Origin of the sequence: Luteolibacter sp. Y139 (assembly GCF_038066715.1) — a bacterium.
Lineage (GTDB): Bacteria > Verrucomicrobiota > Verrucomicrobiia > Verrucomicrobiales > Akkermansiaceae > Haloferula > Haloferula soli.
On record NZ_JBBUKT010000010.1, the window covers coordinates 283,253 to 301,216 of the forward strand.

At 59.0% G+C, this 17,964-nt stretch carries 19 protein-coding genes; 12 read left to right on the forward strand and 7 right to left on the reverse strand.

Annotation, left to right across the window (positions count from 1 at the left end; translation table 11 throughout):
* Positions 1 to 101: 101 nt before the first annotated feature.
* Positions 102 to 1,226, reverse strand: coding sequence for a glycoside hydrolase family 130 protein (locus WKV53_RS22445; protein ID WP_345789673.1), 1,125 nt, complete (start codon positions 1,224 to 1,226; stop codon positions 102 to 104).
* Between the two features lie 478 nt (positions 1,227 to 1,704).
* Between WKV53_RS22445 and WKV53_RS22450 the strand changes: the two genes are divergently transcribed.
* The 4 genes from WKV53_RS22450 to WKV53_RS22465 all read left to right on the forward strand — a co-directional run bounded on the left by WKV53_RS22450 (position 1,705) and on the right by WKV53_RS22465 (position 3,809).
* Positions 1,705 to 2,208, forward strand: coding sequence for a ferritin-like domain-containing protein (locus WKV53_RS22450; RefSeq protein ID WP_341407056.1), 504 nt, complete (start codon positions 1,705 to 1,707; stop codon positions 2,206 to 2,208).
* Between the two features lie 766 nt (positions 2,209 to 2,974).
* Positions 2,975 to 3,253 (forward strand): hypothetical protein, encoded by a 279-nt coding sequence (locus WKV53_RS22455; protein WP_341407057.1) that lies wholly within the window; start codon positions 2,975 to 2,977, stop codon positions 3,251 to 3,253.
* Between the two features lie 5 nt (positions 3,254 to 3,258).
* Positions 3,259 to 3,450 (forward strand): hypothetical protein, encoded by a 192-nt coding sequence (locus WKV53_RS22460; RefSeq protein ID WP_341407058.1) that lies wholly within the window; start codon positions 3,259 to 3,261, stop codon positions 3,448 to 3,450.
* 14 nt (positions 3,451 to 3,464) lie between these two features.
* Positions 3,465 to 3,809: a hypothetical protein gene (locus tag WKV53_RS22465; protein ID WP_341407059.1), complete on the forward strand. Its 345-nt coding sequence runs from the start codon at positions 3,465 to 3,467 to the stop codon at positions 3,807 to 3,809.
* A gap of 57 nt (positions 3,810 to 3,866) precedes the next feature.
* On the opposite strand, the gene WKV53_RS22470 is transcribed toward WKV53_RS22465, so the two are convergent.
* From WKV53_RS22470 to WKV53_RS22480, 3 genes are all read right to left on the reverse strand, one after another.
* Complete coding sequence (locus tag WKV53_RS22470; RefSeq protein WP_341407060.1) at positions 3,867 to 4,022, reverse strand: hypothetical protein; 156 nt, start codon at positions 4,020 to 4,022, stop codon at positions 3,867 to 3,869.
* A gap of 423 nt (positions 4,023 to 4,445) precedes the next feature.
* The gene (locus WKV53_RS22475; protein ID WP_341407061.1) at positions 4,446 to 4,640 is read right to left on the reverse strand and encodes a hypothetical protein; all 195 of its coding nucleotides are present in this window, start codon (positions 4,638 to 4,640) and stop codon (positions 4,446 to 4,448) included.
* Between the two features lie 576 nt (positions 4,641 to 5,216).
* Positions 5,217 to 5,435: a hypothetical protein gene (locus tag WKV53_RS22480; protein WP_341407062.1), complete on the reverse strand. Its 219-nt coding sequence runs from the start codon at positions 5,433 to 5,435 to the stop codon at positions 5,217 to 5,219.
* Between the two features lie 92 nt (positions 5,436 to 5,527).
* On the opposite strand from WKV53_RS22480, the gene WKV53_RS22485 reads away from it, so the two are divergent.
* Both WKV53_RS22485 and WKV53_RS22490 read left to right on the forward strand, forming a co-directional pair.
* Positions 5,528 to 5,884: a hypothetical protein gene (locus tag WKV53_RS22485; protein ID WP_341407063.1), complete on the forward strand. Its 357-nt coding sequence runs from the start codon at positions 5,528 to 5,530 to the stop codon at positions 5,882 to 5,884.
* 101 nt (positions 5,885 to 5,985) lie between these two features.
* Positions 5,986 to 6,237 carry a hypothetical protein gene (locus WKV53_RS22490; protein ID WP_341407064.1) on the forward strand — a complete coding sequence of 84 codons (252 nt, stop codon included), beginning with the start codon at positions 5,986 to 5,988 and terminating at the stop codon, positions 6,235 to 6,237.
* A gap of 1,482 nt (positions 6,238 to 7,719) precedes the next feature.
* On the opposite strand, the gene WKV53_RS22495 is transcribed toward WKV53_RS22490, so the two are convergent.
* Entirely contained in the window at positions 7,720 to 7,986 is a 267-nt protein-coding gene (locus tag WKV53_RS22495; protein WP_341407065.1) for a hypothetical protein, read from the reverse strand.
* A gap of 334 nt (positions 7,987 to 8,320) precedes the next feature.
* On the opposite strand from WKV53_RS22495, the gene ku reads away from it, so the two are divergent.
* The 3 genes from ku to WKV53_RS22510 all read left to right on the forward strand — a co-directional run bounded on the left by ku (position 8,321) and on the right by WKV53_RS22510 (position 12,783).
* Positions 8,321 to 9,217: a non-homologous end joining protein Ku gene (gene ku / locus WKV53_RS22500; RefSeq protein WP_341407066.1), complete on the forward strand. Its 897-nt coding sequence runs from the start codon at positions 8,321 to 8,323 to the stop codon at positions 9,215 to 9,217.
* 1,330 nt (positions 9,218 to 10,547) lie between these two features.
* Positions 10,548 to 12,218, forward strand: coding sequence for an alkaline phosphatase D family protein (locus WKV53_RS22505; protein ID WP_341407067.1), 1,671 nt, complete (start codon positions 10,548 to 10,550; stop codon positions 12,216 to 12,218).
* A 301-nt stretch (positions 12,219 to 12,519) separates the two neighbouring features.
* Complete coding sequence (locus tag WKV53_RS22510; RefSeq protein ID WP_341407068.1) at positions 12,520 to 12,783, forward strand: hypothetical protein; 264 nt, start codon at positions 12,520 to 12,522, stop codon at positions 12,781 to 12,783.
* 192 nt (positions 12,784 to 12,975) lie between these two features.
* Here the strand turns inward: WKV53_RS22510 and WKV53_RS22515 are convergent, their stop codons facing one another.
* A complete protein-coding gene (locus WKV53_RS22515; protein ID WP_341407069.1) occupies positions 12,976 to 13,404 on the reverse strand; it encodes a hypothetical protein in 429 nt (142 codons plus the stop codon).
* Between the two features lie 756 nt (positions 13,405 to 14,160).
* Here WKV53_RS22515 and WKV53_RS22520 point away from each other — a divergent pair.
* The 3 genes from WKV53_RS22520 (at position 14,161) to WKV53_RS22530 (ending at position 16,161) form a co-directional block, all read left to right on the forward strand.
* The gene (locus WKV53_RS22520) at positions 14,161 to 14,418 is read left to right on the forward strand and encodes a hypothetical protein (protein WP_341407070.1); all 258 of its coding nucleotides are present in this window, start codon (positions 14,161 to 14,163) and stop codon (positions 14,416 to 14,418) included.
* Positions 14,419 to 15,132: 714 nt separating this feature from the next.
* Positions 15,133 to 15,450 (forward strand): WYL domain-containing protein, encoded by a 318-nt coding sequence (locus tag WKV53_RS22525; RefSeq protein WP_341407071.1) that lies wholly within the window; start codon positions 15,133 to 15,135, stop codon positions 15,448 to 15,450.
* A 495-nt stretch (positions 15,451 to 15,945) separates the two neighbouring features.
* Positions 15,946 to 16,161 carry a hypothetical protein gene (locus tag WKV53_RS22530; RefSeq protein ID WP_341407072.1) on the forward strand — a complete coding sequence of 72 codons (216 nt, stop codon included), beginning with the start codon at positions 15,946 to 15,948 and terminating at the stop codon, positions 16,159 to 16,161.
* 1,615 nt (positions 16,162 to 17,776) lie between these two features.
* On the opposite strand, the gene WKV53_RS22535 is transcribed toward WKV53_RS22530, so the two are convergent.
* A partial coding sequence (locus WKV53_RS22535) for a hypothetical protein (RefSeq protein ID WP_341407073.1) occupies positions 17,777 to 17,964 on the reverse strand: 188 nt, incomplete at its 5' end.

The following is a 17,964-nucleotide window of genomic DNA, read 5'->3' on the forward strand; positions in this document are numbered from 1 at the left end:
GCATTGAAACGTGCCCTTTTTCCCGGATCGACCACCCCGGCAATCGGCGCCTGGCTCACGACTTGGAGGTGAGTTATCCCGGAAGAATGGGAATATTCGAATCAGAGGCCAAAGCGGGCCTTGGGAATGCGGGTGATCCGACAGGCAAGGTCATCCTCCCCAGATGCCACGATGAAATGGTCGCCGTCCTCCACGAGTCCCGTGGTGAATACAACGTCGGTAAGATAGCTCAGATCTTTTATAGGGAGAGTGAGCTCGGGTCTGGACTCCAGCACGGGGTCTGAATCGTCCACCGAGAGCACCACGGAAGGATCATTCTTATCCAGGTAGGCGTAGAAGGTTCGATACGTCCCCACAATAGTTCCGGGCTGCACGCCATGGTAGAGCAGGAGCCAACCCCGGTCCGTGAGAATGGGTGCCGTCCCGCCGCCGACCTTCATGACCGATGTCGAACCGCGGCGCGGACGGATCAGCGGCCTGTCAGACGGCTTCCAATGAAGGGCGTCGGGTGACGAGGATAGGTTGATCGACGGGCCCGCTTCGAAGCTGCTGTCCGGGGGATATGCGAAATAGAGGTCCCCCAAGGGTCGCGTGAGGGCGAAGAACTTGTCATCCACCTTCCCCTCGAAAATCAGCATGTCCTTGTTCTGGTGGTCCATGATGACCCCTTTAAGGGAGTAGTTCAGCCCGTCCGCAGAGGTATACAAGGTCGTGCTGTGACGTTGGGCGCTCACGGAACAGGTCGTCATGTACCACGTGTCACCCACGCGGGAGATCCGCGCGTCCTCCACCCCGTATTCCTGGTACTCTGCCATAGGGGCAATCGCCTTGGTGTAGTGGACGGCCACGATGATTCCCCCCGAGGGATCGAGCTCCACCGGCAGGAGCCAGGAGAGTGAGGTCAGGGCCATTACCTTCGAAGAATGACCCCGAAGCCGGAACTTCCGTGGATCGGTGACATCAACCAACGAGAGGTCGTATCCATCCCTCACAAAGCCGCGGTCCGCGGCCCAGCGGATGGCGAAGATCTCGTGCTCCGTCTTGGGATTCGACAGCGCCTCAGCGACGCGTACCATCATCAGAAGGTTGCCGTTGGGCAGACGGGTGAAGCCGGGATTGAAAGCTCCAAGCACAAAGGTTGGCTCGCCGATCTGGCCGTATAAAGGCGATCGGGTCAGATCGATATCAAGAGGGCTGAAGACAATCTGGTCCTGATCGAAGGTCATGGCATCCATGTGCGTTCGCAACGGTCGCCACTCATCGCACCTCCGATGTAACCCCGGGACTGATAGCTTTCTCGGTCGCAGCACGCAGCGAGGACGAGCCCGAGGCGAAATAATTTTGCTTCGTCCTCGTGGATGCTTTTGATGCTGGGGCGGACTTCCTCGTCCCTTCCCGTGGGGATTTACCAGCCTTAGTTGTGGATAAGGCGAACAATAGATCCATGGCGGTAAAGCCGCCAGACTTCAGAAGAATACGCTGACTCATGGGTGAGAGTGCATTCGCAGAAGTTGGGCCATTGCTTGGCTGGCGTCAGTCTGAGTTTTGAATGGACCACCCGGCTGATTTCATCTGCAAATTGCAGCCAAGCAACGGCATTATGCCTCCTTTCTTGGAGGCTTAAGCCACGTGGTCTTCGCAAACATGACGGCGAGCGTTTGGCACTCGCGATGCGAGAGTCAGGTGAAACTTCAACTCAACGTCATGTCTAAACTAACGTCACTCGATATTCTCCTCGTGCAAGAGATCAAGGATCTCTACAGCGCCGAAAACCAGCTCGTGAAGGCACTTCCAAAGATGGCGAAAGCGGCCGCCAATCCGAAGCTCAAGGAGGGCTTCACCAAACACCTCGAAGAGACCAAGGGCCACGTGGCCCGCTTGGAAGAAATAGCCCAACTCCTTGGAGCCTCACCCAAAGGCAAGGTCTGCAAAGCCATGAAGGGCCTTGTCGAAGAGGGCGCGGAAACGATCCAGGAGGAGGGCGATCCGGTCATCAAGGATTTGGCGCTCATCACCGCAGCTCAGAAGGTGGAGCATTACGAGATCTCCGGATATGGGTCCGCCCGTGCCTTGGCAGAGGCTCTCGGGCAGGATGAGGTCGTGGCCTTGCTTCAGGCCACCCTCGATGAAGAGGGCACAACCGACAAGACACTGACTGCCGTAGCCCAAGAACTCATCCCTGAAGCTACAACGGCTGCGGCCGACTGATCTGTTCGTGACATGAGCCCCGTGGAATCGACAGGGAACTCAAAACCGCGCTTTTGTCGACCGCAGACCCAGAGAACCCCGCCAGTCCAAAGACTGACGGGGTTCGTCTGTTCTCCGTTTTCCCTCCCCAGGGAAAGCTAAATGCTACGAGAAACGAACCACTCGGGCAAGGTGTTAGCGGACGCTTGCTTGAATCGAAATTTGGCGCTAACGCTGATAAGCCTCCCAGCCAAGGGCGGCACGCGCTGGATTTCACAAAAAGGCGCCTGCCGCCTTCCATGCTGATTCGCTGGCTGCTGGCGCTGAAGGGAAAATGCGGGCGGAGAGCCGCAATTAACACGAACCCTCCGGACTCCCCATCCTTCGCGGGTTCGGATCCGTCCCTTGGTTAACAGTGCGGCACAAAGCGGGTCGCAATGCCGGTCTCGTCCTCCAGTAAATTGAAGTAGTGACCCTTCGCGGTTCCAGGGCGCTGGCGGCGGTTAACCATGATGGCGATCCGAACCCCAGCATGAGCACACGCCGCCACTAAAACCGTCAGGACCCATCAATCAACCGTCTCCAGAGCGCGCGGAAAGGCGGACGGACCCTTTGTTGTGGAACCAGGCGGGACCAATATCGCAGTCTTCGGTGGGCGGGGGGACCTCGTCCATATGGAATCCGCTCTAGGCCATACGCTGTCGGCCAGACAGGCATTTCTTGTGAGCTTGCGGGACCCGGAGGCGGGCCTACGGTCTGACCTATGGGTGAACCCCAACATTGGATCATGGGTATCGCCCGCCGGCATGCAGCGGAAACCAAGGACCTCGGCTACTTCGTGGCGACAATCGTTGTCGAATCCACCCTCCCCACCGAAGCACAGCTCATCGAGCACGTCTTCGCCGCCCTCCGACAGCTTCGCCCGGAGATCCATGGGCCCGACTATGTCTTCACCCTCCGCTACGCCTACAGCCTCGCCAAGCTGCCGAATGAGTGGGAGGACGTCGCCCCCGATTGGATGCGGGAGGACTTCAAACTATGGGGCGTCTATCCCGTGAAATCCTGAACGCCATGCCTAAGCCCGACACCTCCGACGATCCGGCCCTCGACGTTCCGGTCGAAACGCTGCTGAGGGACAGCCTTCTTTACTCGGCCAAGATTTATCTACAGGATCAGAACGTCGAGACTGCCACGGTCTCCGAGAGTATGGACGACGACCTCTGGCTCGAGGTCACCGTCACTCTTCGGAAGGGTCCTCTCTAGCCACCTGCCAGCCGATGACCGACGAAGAAAAACTCATTTCCCAGGCGCAGGGCTACGTTGAACTCGAGCTCTATGAGGACGCGTGGGAGGCGATTGAAGCTGCCCCGGCGTCGATCCGCATGAACCTGCCGGTGCTTAGAATGCGCGTCATCTGCGCGATGGCCATGCAGCAGATCGAGATGGCCGAAGAGTTGGCGCGATTCCTCGCCCCCGCAGGCGGACCTTACCTCCATCTTCGCCGCGCACATCCTGCAGGAGCTGGCGGCAATCCATCTGATTGCCGGCGACGAGGCACATGCGCGGGAACTCCTTTCTTTGGCGATCGAGGCCCACCCTGGCCCACGGGCCTCGATAATTGACGACCCCACGCTCAAGGAGCTTTTCTAGAACATCCCCGCCTTGCCCGACTCACCTCCTCACGAGACGGATCTCACCGAGATCCTCCTGCGACGGCAGTAAAAGTGTCCGAACAGGAATCGGTGCACCAGCGCCACAGCCGCGGCGATCGCGGTCACGAACACCGCCGCCGCCAGCAGCAATTCGTCAGGTCCAAACTTTCGAATTCTAGGCATCGCCGTTCCTGTTAGTCAGCGCCGCGCGGTTGTCAAAGGACGAGTGGCTGGACTTGGGGCGATCTTGTGACTACCTCGCGGCATCACCACCAGACTCCCCTCTGCTGATGTTCCGCAAATCCCGAGACAACCGTCGCTCTTTTCCCCGTCCGCCACGGTACGACGACCCAAAGCGAAAGCCATTCGAAGACCCTGGCTTGAAGTGGATGCTACTCGTCTTGGCCGCAGCATTGGTCGTGCTCTGCTTGGCGATTGTGAAGGGCTCGTGATCCTACATTCCCATGGGAGTAAAACTACGCCCCGTCAGCCACAGGACTAACGGGGCGCATGTTCTTCTCCCCCCAGAGAAGGGGGACATATTGACGTTAGGCCGTGCCCTCGCGCAAGATTTTTGGCGATCTTTGCAACCTGGTCGGAACGTCGCTAGTCCAACAAAAACAAGGCTGCTTGGATTAGCCGCGCATTGCCTGCGGGCTCTGTTAGCCCAGTCGCCTGCCGCAGCGCGTGGAGGAGCTTTTCCTCGGTCCGGTCAGGGTGCAAGCGGCGGAGAGCGGTTAGGGGCTTTTCGTGGACGCGGCGAAATTCCTCGTCGGACAACTCGGTGGTGTGGGTGATCATTCAGGGTGGCATATAACGGTAAAACCGGTGGCGGACCCCGCACCGTCATGCCGGAGTCCGCCACCGTGGGGGGTGTAACGTCGCCGCCTATGGCAATCCACAGACCAGTATGCGCGCCCCTGTAAGTGACTGAAAGACAACGCTTCTCTTTAGTCGTCTCTAACCGGTGGGTTTCAGAATGCGCTGCCCAAGTGCATTTAGCGCGTAATTGTCCGCTTTTCGCGGTGGAAAATCCCATGATCGCGTGATGTCCCGGGCGGTCGGGACGTGGGAATCTTCCCTATCCCAAGAATCTCCCGGCCATTTCAACGATGAACTCCCCGACACCGCTATTTGTGATCACGGCCATAGGGCCTCACCACACCGCGCGGATTTTCGGCTCATTCCCCAGCGAGAAGGAAGCCGAGATGCAGATGATCAAACTTGCAGCGAAACTACTGCTTTATCACTCGTGGGAGTTTCGACCTTGGCATGCGCAATAGAAATCGCCACGGGGCATTTCAAGCCGGTTTATCAGATATCCTGTCCGTTCCGCCGGAGAATGAACTTCAGGAGCCCGGGGCATCCGCCACCTTGTCATCGGACAGTCGGGTGGCTCTCGTGGTAATGCTCGCCGCCGATAAGGAATTCGCGGCCGACGTCCACCTGCCAGTAAAAGACCTCGAACTCGACACCGGCGCCATCCAGCACGACGGACTTCATGTCCTCGACACCCCGGGTGACGGTGACCTCCTGCTCGTTCACCAGGCCCTCCGGTAGCGGGTAGCCGATCACGTCAAAGAGACAACCTTTCATCTCGGGTCTGGGTTGAATGCTCCGCACACCCGGAGCGTAACGGGTGGGTCAAGCTCGCTCGTCGTTTGACGGCCCGACCACCCAATGCACCCTTGTCGGCCGCCACGCTGATGATTTTCGACCCTCGCTCGATCTCCCTGATCCAACTGAATCGGTCTGCGTTCCTCAACAATGATACCGAAGGTGCGTGCAAGCTCCTCGAACAGCGTTGCCCGAATGCCGAAATCGAGTTCTGCGAGTTTCCGGAGCATTCAGACACTCCCATTTTCCGAATGGAGCCGTGGATCGGCGACGATCAGGCCCGTCACGCAGCCTACGATAGCCTTCACGATCACGTGGTGCGCTTTCTCAAACAGCCCAGGCGGCAGGGGGATGCTGCCCCGGTTCCACCTCCTGACGACGGCCTCTGGCGGCCCGCTGATCCCGAAGCTTGGAAAACTGCCGATTAATCCCAATGGGATTCCAGATCATAAGGCCGGCTTTCGCAATATGTGCGGGGCGAGGTATCGCGATTGATCTCGCTTGGGCCAGTCTAAAGAGGTAACCGTGAATGATGACTTCCCACCTTTTGAAAAACGGTGAGGTTGTGGGCGACCTCATCCCGTCTGACATCCATCATCTTCCCCTTCATCGGGAGGAGTGCTGGCACGATTGCACCGTCGTCACCAATCGCCGGGTGGAAGCTGCCCGCGCCACGGACGTCTTTGGTATTAAGACGCTGGCTGGAGTCTTTCCGTTCTGTGTCACCCGCTCTCGCATCGGCGTGGACGGATGGGACGTGGAGGGAAAGGTGCTGTATTGAGTCAGTCTCCCATGAGGAGAAATATTCGCCTTCGATTTGAAACTCGCGCTCTCACGGAGTCGCGCCGCTGCTGACGAAATGTCGGGTTGAAAACCGTAAACAGGTGAATTTCTTCCCGCCATGCGCACTTCCGTTTCCCTTCAAGAGATCCGGTCGGCAGTCCGCGGTGGCCGGCGGGTAGCGTTCTCCTACGGCAAGGAACAACTGGTCGCGGATCTATACCTGCTCGGCAATGCCAAGAAGACGGGAGCCTACGTGGTTATGGCTTGGTGCCATCAACCGGCCCCCGAGTGGCGGTTGCTTCGATACCACATGATCTACGACCTCGAGCTACTCAGCCCGGTGGAGGGGTGCCGCTCTGACTTTAACCCTCACGATCCAAGAATCGGGGCGATTTCCATTTTGGCTCCGTTCGCCCCCCGGGGTCCTAGAAGCTAATCGCAAAACAGGGGGGCATCGTCACGTTCATCATCATGCACCGATTGGAAGAATGTCATGAGTGCCCACCAGCCCGGGTGGCCCCGGCACCAGCGCCCTCCCTCCGACGCGGGGGAGGGCTTGTGCCAACGATCATGCAATAATCCGCAGGTTCCGGTATACGCCGCGGATGGACGGAAACGGCCAACTTACCCCGACCCAGATCCTTGTTCACCTGCGTTCCGCCGGCTCTCAAGTTCGCGACATGAAGCGACGCCTGGAGAAGCTGGAGGCCCCTGCACGATTGCGATCAGATCGAGAGATGGGTAGGAATCAAAACGGGCTGAGCAATGAGAGGAAGCTGCCATCGTAGCGCTACAGAGTCTTGGACGAGACTGCGCTGAACCCGAGCTCGGTCCGCGTACGATATGAAATGTGCGGAGCGCCCTGCGCTTCGCGTGACCACTACTTTCGAAATTCCGTGGAAACCGCCGAGAGCCGCTGGTAGGACACCGTCCTACATGCCCACGACTCGAGAAATCCCCCATGCTCGCGGCTTGCGCTGCTGGATCAGGCTGGACTATCCCGCGGGTGCTCTTCCCCGGCTGCGTCCCGGAGCGCCGGCTTTGATTCTCAATCCTTCCGGCCGGGACGGTCTCGTCGAGATTGAATGCGACGGTCGCCGCTGGATGGTGGCTGCGTCGGATCTTGATTGCGGCCAAGAGTATCAAGTCGCGGGCGGCCATTGGATATCCGAGGGCGATCCGCTCTTTCGCGATTGGGCACTCCGCGAGCTTCGGGACTTCCGTAAAGCAGCCTCCACTTCGCAAGCGGAGGCGAAGAGGATGAAGCGTCTCGCGCACGTATTGCAGCGGAACGGATGGCAAGTCCCGCGATGGTGCAGATAATTCGAATGCCTCAGAGCCTCCGTCCCTTCACCTGCGGTGCGTGCACTGGACGCGCCGGAGACTCTGGACGGGCGGCTCTTATCACGCATGCGGTCACCTGGCCGACGACGGCGACGTCCCGTTTTTGTTCCCAGCGGTGCGTGGGGCAGCTGAAGTCTCACATGAGAGCAGAATCTTCCGACGAAGGCGTCGGCGGTTGTATTCCGGGCGCACCCTCCGCCGAGGCATCCTCCCGATGCGGCTGGCGCGGCACCGCCGTCTCCAAAATGTAAGCCGCCACGGTCTGCAGCTCTTCCCGGCTCCCGACCGGCATGATCGTGCGTGCCAGATTGAAAGCGTCGAGCAACTCTGAATAGAGCCGGTCGGGGAACCTCAGGCGCAGCTGGTAAAGAATGCCGATTTCGTTCGGTATTTCTGAGGGCATGAGGGTCTAGCCTGCCCCGACTCCTATGTATTTTCCATTTCTAAATAATGGCAATTTGCCATCAAAGCTGGGCTCGGATTTCCACACGCTCTGAAGCTCGCGGTTAGTTGTCGCTCCTTCTATGGCAGACTCCTTCACGCGCCGCTCTGCGGCGATTTCAGGTGTTCGGTTGCAAGTGAAGAAAAAGGGTAACTTAAGAGCGACAACCGCTGCAAAAAACCGGCATGATCGTGCAAATTGGCACGTGGGTCTTTAAGAAACCCGATAGGTTCGGGCGCAACGCATTGCGGTTGCTTGAAATTTTATGAGGCACGCTTCGAGCGAGACCAGCCGCATGACACGCTCAATCTGGAAAGGTGCAATCGCGTTCGGGTTGGTGAACATCCCTGTGGGGCTCACCAGTGCAGAAGAGTCCGGATCGGAGGTGTCCCTCAACCTCATCGACAAGACGAACAACGCGCGCATCCGCTATGAGAAGGTGAACGCGGAGACGGGCAAGCCGGTGCCGTGGGAAAATCTGGTGAAAGGCTACGAACACGAGGAAGGCGAGTTCATCCTCCTTGATGAGAAGGAACTTGAGAACGTGCAGCCGAAACTGACCAAGACGATTGAGATCGAGCAGTTCGTCGACCTTGAGCACATCGAGCCGATGCTTTTCGAAAAGCCTTATTACCTTGAGCCCGAGAAACGCGGCAAAAAGGCTTATGCGCTTTTGCGGGAGACACTGCGGAAGACGGGCAAGGCAGGCATCGCAAAGGTGGTGATCCGGACCCGCAGCTACTTGGCCGCAATGTTCGTGCGTGGCGATGCGATCGTCCTTGAAATGCTTCGTTACCCCGAGGAGCTCAGGAAGGCCGACAAGCTCGATCTGCCGGCGAGCGACGACGCACAGTATCAGCCCGGGAAGAAGGAACTGGATCTCGCGGAGCACCTGGTGGAGCAGATGACCGAGAAGTGGGACCCGTCGCAGCACCACGACGAATACCAGGCGGCGCTGATGGCCTACATCGATAAGAAGGCCGCCTCGGGTGGTGCCGCCGTTGTGAAGGGCGGGGACCGTGAGCGCGATGATCGGGTGACCGCTAACAACACGATCGACCTGGCTGCCTACCTTGAGCAAAGCCTGAAAGGTGGAAAGTCGGGATCGCCAAAGGCCGCTGAAGTGACGAGGCCGGCTGCGAAGAAGGTCGCCAAGAAAGTCGCGAAGAAGGCGGCTAAAAAATCCGCGTAACGATGCAGGACCACGACCACGATCGAGCAGAAGAAGAGGACCGGGTTCACTTCGTCCAATGCCCCGTCTGCGGAAAGTGGATCGACACACGTGATACGGCGGAGGTGTTCCTCCATGCCAGCGCAGAGCACGAGAGGGATAGGCCCGACGACTGAGCGCGGACGCGAAGCCTCGTCATCACGTTCCTCTCTCCGTTTCTTGACGTCTAAGGCAGTTCCGAGATTTCCGTGAAGGGAATCAGAAACGTACGGGGGAGCGGCTCCTGACACGAGTGGAAGGCGTTCCGGAAAGCATGGCGTGCCGCTCTTAGGTCGGGATATCTCGAGCGCGAAAGCCAAAGGGAAGGCACCTCCGGCCGCCGTGAAAAGCCGGCAATCTGGAGCTCGGCGTTGATCTGGCCCCGGCGGGCAGGACTGGTATCTACGGGCAATTCGAAAAGAGCGGCAATGTTGAGCATGGAGCCTACAGAAATTTGTTAGAAGCTTGCGCCAGTCGTTTTGAACCTGCGATTCGTGGCAAGGCGCTATTTGGATGCGCCGCCTCGGTCAGACGATTCTGGGGATTTCGCTTCGCCCCCCCCTCATTTTCCGACACGACCCGAAGACTCTTGGCGGTGTGGTCCACGAGCAAGCGGACGATCGCCAAAGACCTTTGGCGAAACCTCCAGACTGAGTGGTGGTTTGTGGGCTTTGGCCATCCGGAGGAGGGTACGGGTAAGCTTCACTGGGGATCCAGCAGCATCGAAGCTGCGGCCATGATTCTATCGCTTGTTGCCTGGTCCATCAGTGCCAGAGATTGGCGTAGACCCCACACCAGCTTGGCTTCGGTGGCATTTGGGTGCTTCCGTTGCAGCATCCCCATGATGCGGAGGTTTGTGGCGATAAACTCCTTATCTGATAGATCCGGGGGTGATGTAATGAATGAGTATGCAAGGGGTAGCAGGCACAGACGGGGGGGAACTCCGTGCCTGCCACCCGATTTGGGCAGTGGGGGGATTCGCCACCCTGCATTTGGTGCGCCATATTCGGACCGATCACGCTACTCGCGATCTCAACGTGTTAAGAAAGCGCGTCTGCCTCCTGGCAGCGCAGTTTGCTCGACAACGGTGCGATTAGCAGAGCGCTTGAAATTGGGACGGTGAGGGCGGCGGTGGCCCGCTACAGATTTACTCTCTCCTATCAAGGCCGTCCTGCCTAAATGAATCGCTGTCGCGCTTATTACGGGCGATTGCAGAAGTGGCTTGTGGCGCATGACCTAAAGGTCGGCGGCATTCGTTGGCCAGTAGCTCTAGGAATGGAACGTGCAAAGAAGCGCTAATCCCATGCGAACCATGAAAACCTTGCGCCCCTTCCTGCTGGCCCTTTTGGCTTTTACAGCCCTTCCGACGTCCGCTCAGCTACCGTTCAAGATTGAAGATCTCTACGATCCCGCGCTTGCGCCCTTCTATCATGGTGTAGCCTCGGGCGATCCATTGCCGGATGGAATCATCCTGTGGACGAGGGTCACCCCGCCGGGCAAGTCCGGCTTCACCATGCAGCGCAAGGTGCCGGTGAAGTGGACGATGGCGACCGATCCGGCCCTGACACAGGTCGTTGCGAGCGGGAACACCTTCGCCACTGCCGACACCGACTATACGGTGAAGGTGGACGTTCGCGGACTGACGGCGGGCCGGACCTACTACTACGGCTTTGAGTCGATGGGGCGCGCGTCGATTACCGGCAAGACCAAGACCGCACCGAATGTGGCCGTCGACCAGCTGAAGTTCGCTGTGATTTCCTGCGCGAACTACGAGTGGGGCTATTTTTCCGGCTACGATCAGATCGCGAAGCGCACCGATCTCGATGCGGTAATCAATACCGGCGACTCGATTTACGAATACGCCGACAATGACACCTACAGTTCTCCGGAAATCCGCGATGAGCGGGTGCTCTTCCCGCGCAATGAGACGGTGACCCTAAAGCATTACCGGAAACGCTACGCGAACTACCGGCTGGACCCTAACCTGCGCCACGCGCACCAGCAGCATCCCTTCATTACGATCTGGGATGACCACGAGTTCGCCAACAACGCTTGGCGCGGGGGCGCGGAGAACCACAATCCGCGCAAAGAAGGCAGCTGGAAGCGACGCAAGGCGGCGGCCATGCAAGCGTATTTCGAATGGATGCCAATCCGCGAGTCGGGGACGAGCATTGTGCGCTCACTCAGCTATGGGCCGCTGATGGATCTGGTCCTTCTTGATACGCGCATCGAGGGTCGCGATATTCAGATTGAGGATGTGAACAATCCACTCCTATATGCACCGGATCGGACCATTCTCGGCGCGTCGCAAAAGGAATGGTTGAAAACCGAGCTGAGCGACTCAACTGCCACGTGGAAGGTGCTCGGCAACCAGGTGGTATTCTCCGAGTTCAATATTGGCTTCACCGCCTCGCTGGACCCTCTAGTGACTGGAGACTTCCTTGAGAATCAATTTCTCGATATCTGGGACGGCTATCCAGCGGAGCGTGCGGAGCTGGTGGATTTCCTTTCGACGGAAACCATCGACAACGTCGTGATCTTGACAGGTGACATCCATTGTAGCTTCGCCTTCGAAGTGGCGAATCCGGCGTTTGGGAATCCGAACTACGATCCCTCCACGGGCGCAGGTGCGGTGGCGGTAGAAATCGTCACGCCAAGCTTGTCGGCCGCCAATTTCGACGAGGAGATCGGAGAGTTCTTCACTGGTAGCGTCGAGTCGATCATCAACAGTCCGTTTCCGGGGGATGGCGTTAATCACAATCCGCACATGAAGTTTGCGGATCTGGACCGGCACGGCTACGTGGTGCTCTCGATTAGCCCGCAGCAGATGCAGGCGGATTACTATTATCTCGCGAGCGTCCTCGTGCCTGTGACGACCGAAAGTTGGGGTGCGGGATTCACAACCGCAGCGGGGAGTCATCTGCTGGTGCCCGCGACGTCACCCGCACCCCCAAAGGCGGTGCAGGATGTCCCAGCGCCCTAACACCCCCTCTGCACGAAATTTAGCGCCGGGTGACGGACCTACGAAATGGCGGAGAGCGTCCGACGTCTCACCGGCGGTAGGGGCACTGGACGCGCCGGAGACTTAGGACGGCTCCGCATAATCCTGCAGGCCGCGCTCTCTTCAATGGCTGGAGCCAAGGGCTAAGACCAAGGCCGATATATCGCCCTCGGTTTCCGCGCCGGGGGGTGAAGAAACTCGGTAGAAAAGTTCCCACACCCCTCTTGACAGCGGCCAATTATGGATATTTTCCGCCATTATGGCACTGCACAAAAATGCATTGATGGCCGACCTTCGGGGGGCGATCCGCCATTACCGCGTGATCCGCTTTACCTACGATGGCCGGAAGTATGAGGCCGAACCTCACGAGCTGAGTCGCAACCCTGTCACCGGCACCTCCGAGCTCAAGGCTTGGGTGCGAAGGTCGTCGGCCGGAGGTGATTCTAGATGGATGACGTTCCACTACTGGAGCATCCGGGCGATGGACGTTCTGCCAGACAAGTTTCTACCGAGGGCATCGGAGAAGAGCCTTCAGTCTGCAAGCTGATCGTTCCAGCATGCCGGAGGCCGATCTCAACGATCGCCTCAGGGCTGGGGTGCAAATGTCTTTCTCAAAGGGCCTCCCGTAATCCCACCGTGCGGCCTGAGAGCAGCCTACCCAGGCGACATAAGACGCTCGCTGCCGGTCGGGCGTAGCAACGGGGGAACCGGCTATCCACGCTGAACACCAGCCCTCGCATCAACCCAAGGTTTCCGACAGGTAGTCGCTCACGATTTGGGCGATCTCGACCGGCGTGGCGTCGTCGATGAGGTCGTAGTTCACCTCTTCCCGCGGCGTCTGGTATTCCTTGCTGCAAACCAGGTGGACGGCCAAGCCGGATATCACCGAGAAAACCAAAGCGGGAGCATGCGGCTTATCGGCGACCTTGAGCGCGATTTGCCATTCGCCGCGTGAATTCGCGCCGGTATCGACGGAGGCCTTCACGCCGGCTGATTCCAACGCCCGCCACGCCTGAAGCAGGACCCGGTGCACGACCGTGTGAAGGACGTCCCGCTTCGAGCGAATGGCCTCCATCATTCCGTCGCGGCGATTAGCGGCCTGAACTTCGCGTTCACTCGCCTTCTGGCGTGCGGCCGCGATGACATCGTTGAATTCGTCGTCTGGCATTGGCGGAAGTACGGCTGGTTAAGTTGTTACCTAGCTTGGATTTTTGCTCGTGCAACTCGGTGGATGAGGCCGCTCATTGGCTGACGAATTCATCAGCCCCACGATGATTCAGAACATCCTTGGTTTGGGGGACTGACTCGCGAGTAATTACACGGCTTGCCCCATGGCAGCCGGCCCGTCTCTCCAAACGAAGAGGCGGGCGGAGAGCCGCAATTAACACGAACCCTCCAGACTCCCGCCTCTTCGATGGAGGTATCGTTTATCCCGTCGCCGGATCAAGTAGGGAGGACTCGCTCAGCGGCAGAAAGGAAGGAGCCTATTCGTTTTCACGCCGGCCCCTCTCGCCGCCAGATGGCGACGGGATCACCGGCGGAATCGATGTAGTAGCTCCCGCGGAAGGTCCAGCGCTCGGATCTCTGTCCCGGCGTCACGAATGTCTGGAAGAGCTGGCTTGTGCTCCACTCGGGCACCGACGATGCGAGCACCCAATCGCCCAAGAGACACTGCCCTGGATGGGCACGTTGGCTTGTCTGATGTCCGGACATCACCACGAGAGAAGCAGCGATGCAGCGATAAGGCAAGTTCGTGAGGAGGACGCTGAATAGGAAGGCTTGTAACGGGGCCGGGAAACTGTTTCTCCTCAATGGTGGAATCCCATCCCCAGCGCGTAGCAGAGGAAGCGCCTTTTACGTGCGAGTCGGACCACGTGCCCCCACTTACGGGGCCGTGGGTGGGATTAGCCCTGACGTCGTCTCCATGTGGGCGGGTAGACCGCCGGACGGCGCGGTGGTGACCAGTGTGGCGTGTGCGTTCATGCCCGAGGGTCAAGGGGATGACCTTTGCGGGATCGTCGTGTCGAAGAAGGCATTGAGCGCGGCCCTCCGCCAGGTCACCCACATCATGGAAGTCTCTGTCGTCTACACGGTCGGATTCGAGGGCATCATTGAGGTGGCCGGTCGCAGAATCGCCGTCTTCCGGATCATCCGTCCATGGCGCAAGGTAACGCCGGCTTGAGGACTGAGCGCGGTGCCCGCACACCAAATTTACGGGCACCGCCTTTCGGGAATCGAAACAACTATTGATGTGGCCGCGGACTGGCCAGGGCGCTCCCCCCGAAGCGCGTCCGACCAGCCCTAGAGCACAGTGCCACCATCGCCTCGATCCGGAGCCAGCGCAAACGATGTGGCAATCGATCTCGCAAGATTGAACGGGGCCTCCAATGCCGCGGCGAGATTCTGAAGCTGGGCGCCATCTGCGGAAGATGAAAAGCGCGTTCAGGAATTCGCTCGGTTCCGCTTGATCCGATTTTGGCAGACGAGCACCTCGATACCTGATAGGCACATGGCATTCGCTCTACCTCTCACCGGAAGGCGCTCTCAAAGGCCGTGAAAGCTCTGCTGGGGTGCAGGTGCAAACATAGGGACACCACGCGGATCGAGCTCCAATGCGGGCCAAAGGCGGGATCGCAAGGGCACGTTGAGACGTTCGAGTTGCTCGGCCACCTTCGAGCCGCGGAAGCCTACGCGTGGACTTGCCGAACGGGAAGGAAGCCCGTCCACCATGTGGTGCTGAAGATTCTCCCAATTTGGGATGCATCAGACGCCGTGAGTTCAGTTGCAATCGGATGCAGTGCGGTTGGCGCGTAGGCAGGGCAGTGCCAAATGGGAGAGGCGGCCGCTGACAAAATTCCCGGTTGAAAGGCGCGCGCGGGTGAATTTCTTCCCGCGCATGCGCATCTTCGCTTCGCTCAATGAGGTCCGGTCGGCGGTCCGCGGCGGCCAGCGCGTGTCCTTCTACTACGGCCGGGAAAAGGTCATTGCCGACCTTTACATGCTCGGCCACGCAAAGAAGACGGGGGCATACGTTGTCATCGCATGGTGCCACGAGCCTGCACAAGAGTGGCGACATTTCCGCTTCTCGATGATGTACGAGCTTGAGCCCCTCGGACCGATTGAGATGTTCCGTGAGGACTTCGACCCGAACGATCGGAGGGTTGTGGCGATCGACTGCACGGTCCCATACATCCCCCCGCGCCGGCACCACTGAGGTTCTCATTTGGCGCGCCTCATCCTCCGCCACCGCCACGCAAGGAAGGCGGTCCATGGAACGGTAAAGAGTAGCATAAGGAACCAGTGCGCGAATGTAGGTCCGAACTCTTCCACGGTCCATGGGGCGGCAATGATCGGCCATGCCTCACCCTTCAGCGTGGGAACAGTGTTCGTGGAGAAATGGAGGCGTCGGTGGTTGGACCAATCAAGTTCCCCTACATACCTAGCGGCACCGCCCAAGTTGACGATCGCCCCCTCCCACCCGCCGTAATGGCATACCAGCGTATCCTCATGGCGAAGCGACCGGCTCCACGCCCAACCCAGGAACGCCAGCACGAGCAGACCGAGCCAGACGCTCTTCCATCGGTAGATCTGGCGAGGATGCATTGAAGGAGGGTAGCGCGGAGGTCAACCTGGGCGGCAGCGTACGACTTCGGGGTAAACGAGCTCAGAATTCCTCGCTTTCTAACTACCTTCCTGCTATTTGCGAACGATGAGATGGAAACCCGTTCTCGATCCTGCCGAGGAAGTCCCCACCATCAAGTCAATCGCCGCAGGTGTTGCGGATCTGCAAAAGCGGCTGGAGCATCTGGAGCGCTCGCAGAGATGCCGCAGAGCCCCGGGCCCGTCACCCGCTGTGCGTGAACTGGGCGCGCCGGAGACTCTGGACGTGGACGGCAGGCGGTCGGGTAGCGACGATCTCACGTGAACATTCGGAAGACCATGGAAAGGACCATGGCCAACGAGAGAACCAGAACGGCCACTGTAAGCCCGTCAAGAGCGTCAGGCCTCCAACGGTCGGGATTGGGAGCGGTGGACATAGAAATTTCCATATCCAGTCCTGACCTCATGTCAAACGGCCCGGCTTCAAAAATTGGTTGACCGGGAGGACGGTCAACCGCTGGGCGGCTATCTCAACACGCGGATTCACTCTGACCCCTTCCCAATATGAGGGCAGATTGGGAATTGCAGTCGACGTGCGCCGATCCATGTGGGGCATTGTGGGGGAGATGAACGAGCCACGAGTCGAGGGGGGGCTTTGTTTCCGTCTCCATGGGTGGAAGCATCGCTAACGATGAGCTCATCCTATCACTGGCCACAGCTTACGTCTTCGTTTCGCCCACTGGTCACTTGTTCTTGCCTTCCTTCTCCCTTGGTCCGCCTTCGTCGGATGGCGGTGGCGGCGGCAGAGAGTACTAACAAAGAGGGAACCTGAAACGTGAAGCCGCGCCCCTTGCTTCGCCGCCCGTCGTTTTGGCTCGGGCTTTTCGTCGCGTCCTTTCTCGCGTGGGCATGGTGGGATACCACGCGCGCCACGACTTGCGTGCATTGGTGGGTTGAGTCGGGAACCCGCGGTGTAGTGCGGCTGGACGGAACCACCTATATTTTTGACCGCGCGGTGCACACGTTAACCGGAAAGGGCAGCGGCGTGGCGCGCCTTCCGCCCACAACCACCGAGGCGCAAGAATTCGTGTTCACTCAGCCGGGCATTCGCTGCCTGAGAATCCCCGACTCCCTCGTCTTCTTCTCCTTCGTCGGGCTTTGGGGCGGGTGGCTCGCGTGGCGCTCGCGGAGGATGAGGCGCACGGCCACCGTCGTTTGACAGTTTCCCGGTTCGTGCGATTGGAATGGTAACGCCATGAATCCTGAGATTTTTGACGACCTAGCGGTGGCCGCCATCTTGGTGGCAGTAGCCATCGCGATGGCGAGCACCCGCCGGTCGGCTTAGCTCCGCATCCGCCTCGTAGGAATTTCCACCACAGCAGCAGTCTCATCCAGAGCGAAGATTTCGGTTTTGAGGGATGGCATGAGCATTCCATCAATGCGCTCCGATGCCGCGTTTCTGGCCGGCAATGCGCGCATCGTCGCTCTCTTGCGCGAGCGTCATCCCGAGGCATCATAGGAAGAACTGGCGCGCGCCCTGCACACCGCGAAATGGATTTTGGAGCCGTCGGAACAATTGAGCGAGGGCGACTTGGCGTCCTATCTTCTACGCGAGAGATGCGCATTGTCGGAACCGCCGCCGGGATCTGACATGCCGGTCTGGCAGTCGCGCACCAGCAGCGCACAAAGTAGGCGACAGGCGCGGCCTGTGAAACTCTTGCGCCTGTCGCCATTGTTCCTGGGAAAGTAGGAGGCGAAAGAATACCCGTGACCGGTTGGGTTTGAATTCCGGCCACGGGCGCATTTGCCGCTTCACACGAATACCACGGAAAGGCTTGGTACCCGCAGTCCCCCCGAACCACGGGCACCACGCACGGATGCGATAGGTAAACAGATGCACTCTTCCGGTCTGCGATGCAATGAACGCGCGGGACGTGATTCTACGGATGGAATCTTCCGAATGCTTCCATCGGAAAAAACGAAAGGGTGCATGCCAGTTTCCACTGGATCGTCGCCCCTCCCTTGATCCAAAGTTCTTCGGTGAATTCGTTCCTTTTCCGAAACGGTATCCAATTCTGTGAGGTGATCGAACCAGAGAGCTCGCTTAGTCCCAATAGCAGCGGAGTGC

Bases quoted from the DNA above. Each gene is read 5' to 3' on its own strand.
- WKV53_RS22445 (WP_345789673.1), bottom strand. From the start codon at position 1,226: ATGACCTTCGATCAGGACCAGATTGTCTTCAGCCCTCTTGATATCGAT.
- WKV53_RS22450 (WP_341407056.1), top strand. From the start codon at position 1,705: ATGTCTAAACTAACGTCACTCGATATTCTCCTCGTGCAAGAGATCAAG.
- WKV53_RS22455 (WP_341407057.1), top strand. From the start codon at position 2,975: ATGGGTATCGCCCGCCGGCATGCAGCGGAAACCAAGGACCTCGGCTAC.
- WKV53_RS22460 (WP_341407058.1), top strand. From the start codon at position 3,259: ATGCCTAAGCCCGACACCTCCGACGATCCGGCCCTCGACGTTCCGGTC.
- WKV53_RS22465 (WP_341407059.1), top strand. From the start codon at position 3,465: ATGACCGACGAAGAAAAACTCATTTCCCAGGCGCAGGGCTACGTTGAA.
- WKV53_RS22470 (WP_341407060.1), bottom strand. From the start codon at position 4,022: ATGCCTAGAATTCGAAAGTTTGGACCTGACGAATTGCTGCTGGCGGCG.
- WKV53_RS22475 (WP_341407061.1), bottom strand. From the start codon at position 4,640: ATGATCACCCACACCACCGAGTTGTCCGACGAGGAATTTCGCCGCGTC.
- WKV53_RS22480 (WP_341407062.1), bottom strand. From the start codon at position 5,435: ATGAAAGGTTGTCTCTTTGACGTGATCGGCTACCCGCTACCGGAGGGC.
- WKV53_RS22490 (WP_341407064.1), top strand. From the start codon at position 5,986: ATGATGACTTCCCACCTTTTGAAAAACGGTGAGGTTGTGGGCGACCTC.
- WKV53_RS22495 (WP_341407065.1), bottom strand. From the start codon at position 7,986: ATGCCCTCAGAAATACCGAACGAAATCGGCATTCTTTACCAGCTGCGC.
- ku (WP_341407066.1), top strand. From the start codon at position 8,321: ATGACACGCTCAATCTGGAAAGGTGCAATCGCGTTCGGGTTGGTGAAC.
- WKV53_RS22505 (WP_341407067.1), top strand. From the start codon at position 10,548: ATGAAAACCTTGCGCCCCTTCCTGCTGGCCCTTTTGGCTTTTACAGCC.
- WKV53_RS22510 (WP_341407068.1), top strand. From the start codon at position 12,520: ATGGCCGACCTTCGGGGGGCGATCCGCCATTACCGCGTGATCCGCTTT.
- WKV53_RS22515 (WP_341407069.1), bottom strand. From the start codon at position 13,404: ATGCCAGACGACGAATTCAACGATGTCATCGCGGCCGCACGCCAGAAG.
- WKV53_RS22520 (WP_341407070.1), top strand. From the start codon at position 14,161: ATGTGGGCGGGTAGACCGCCGGACGGCGCGGTGGTGACCAGTGTGGCG.
- WKV53_RS22525 (WP_341407071.1), top strand. From the start codon at position 15,133: ATGCGCATCTTCGCTTCGCTCAATGAGGTCCGGTCGGCGGTCCGCGGC.
- WKV53_RS22530 (WP_341407072.1), top strand. From the start codon at position 15,946: ATGAGATGGAAACCCGTTCTCGATCCTGCCGAGGAAGTCCCCACCATC.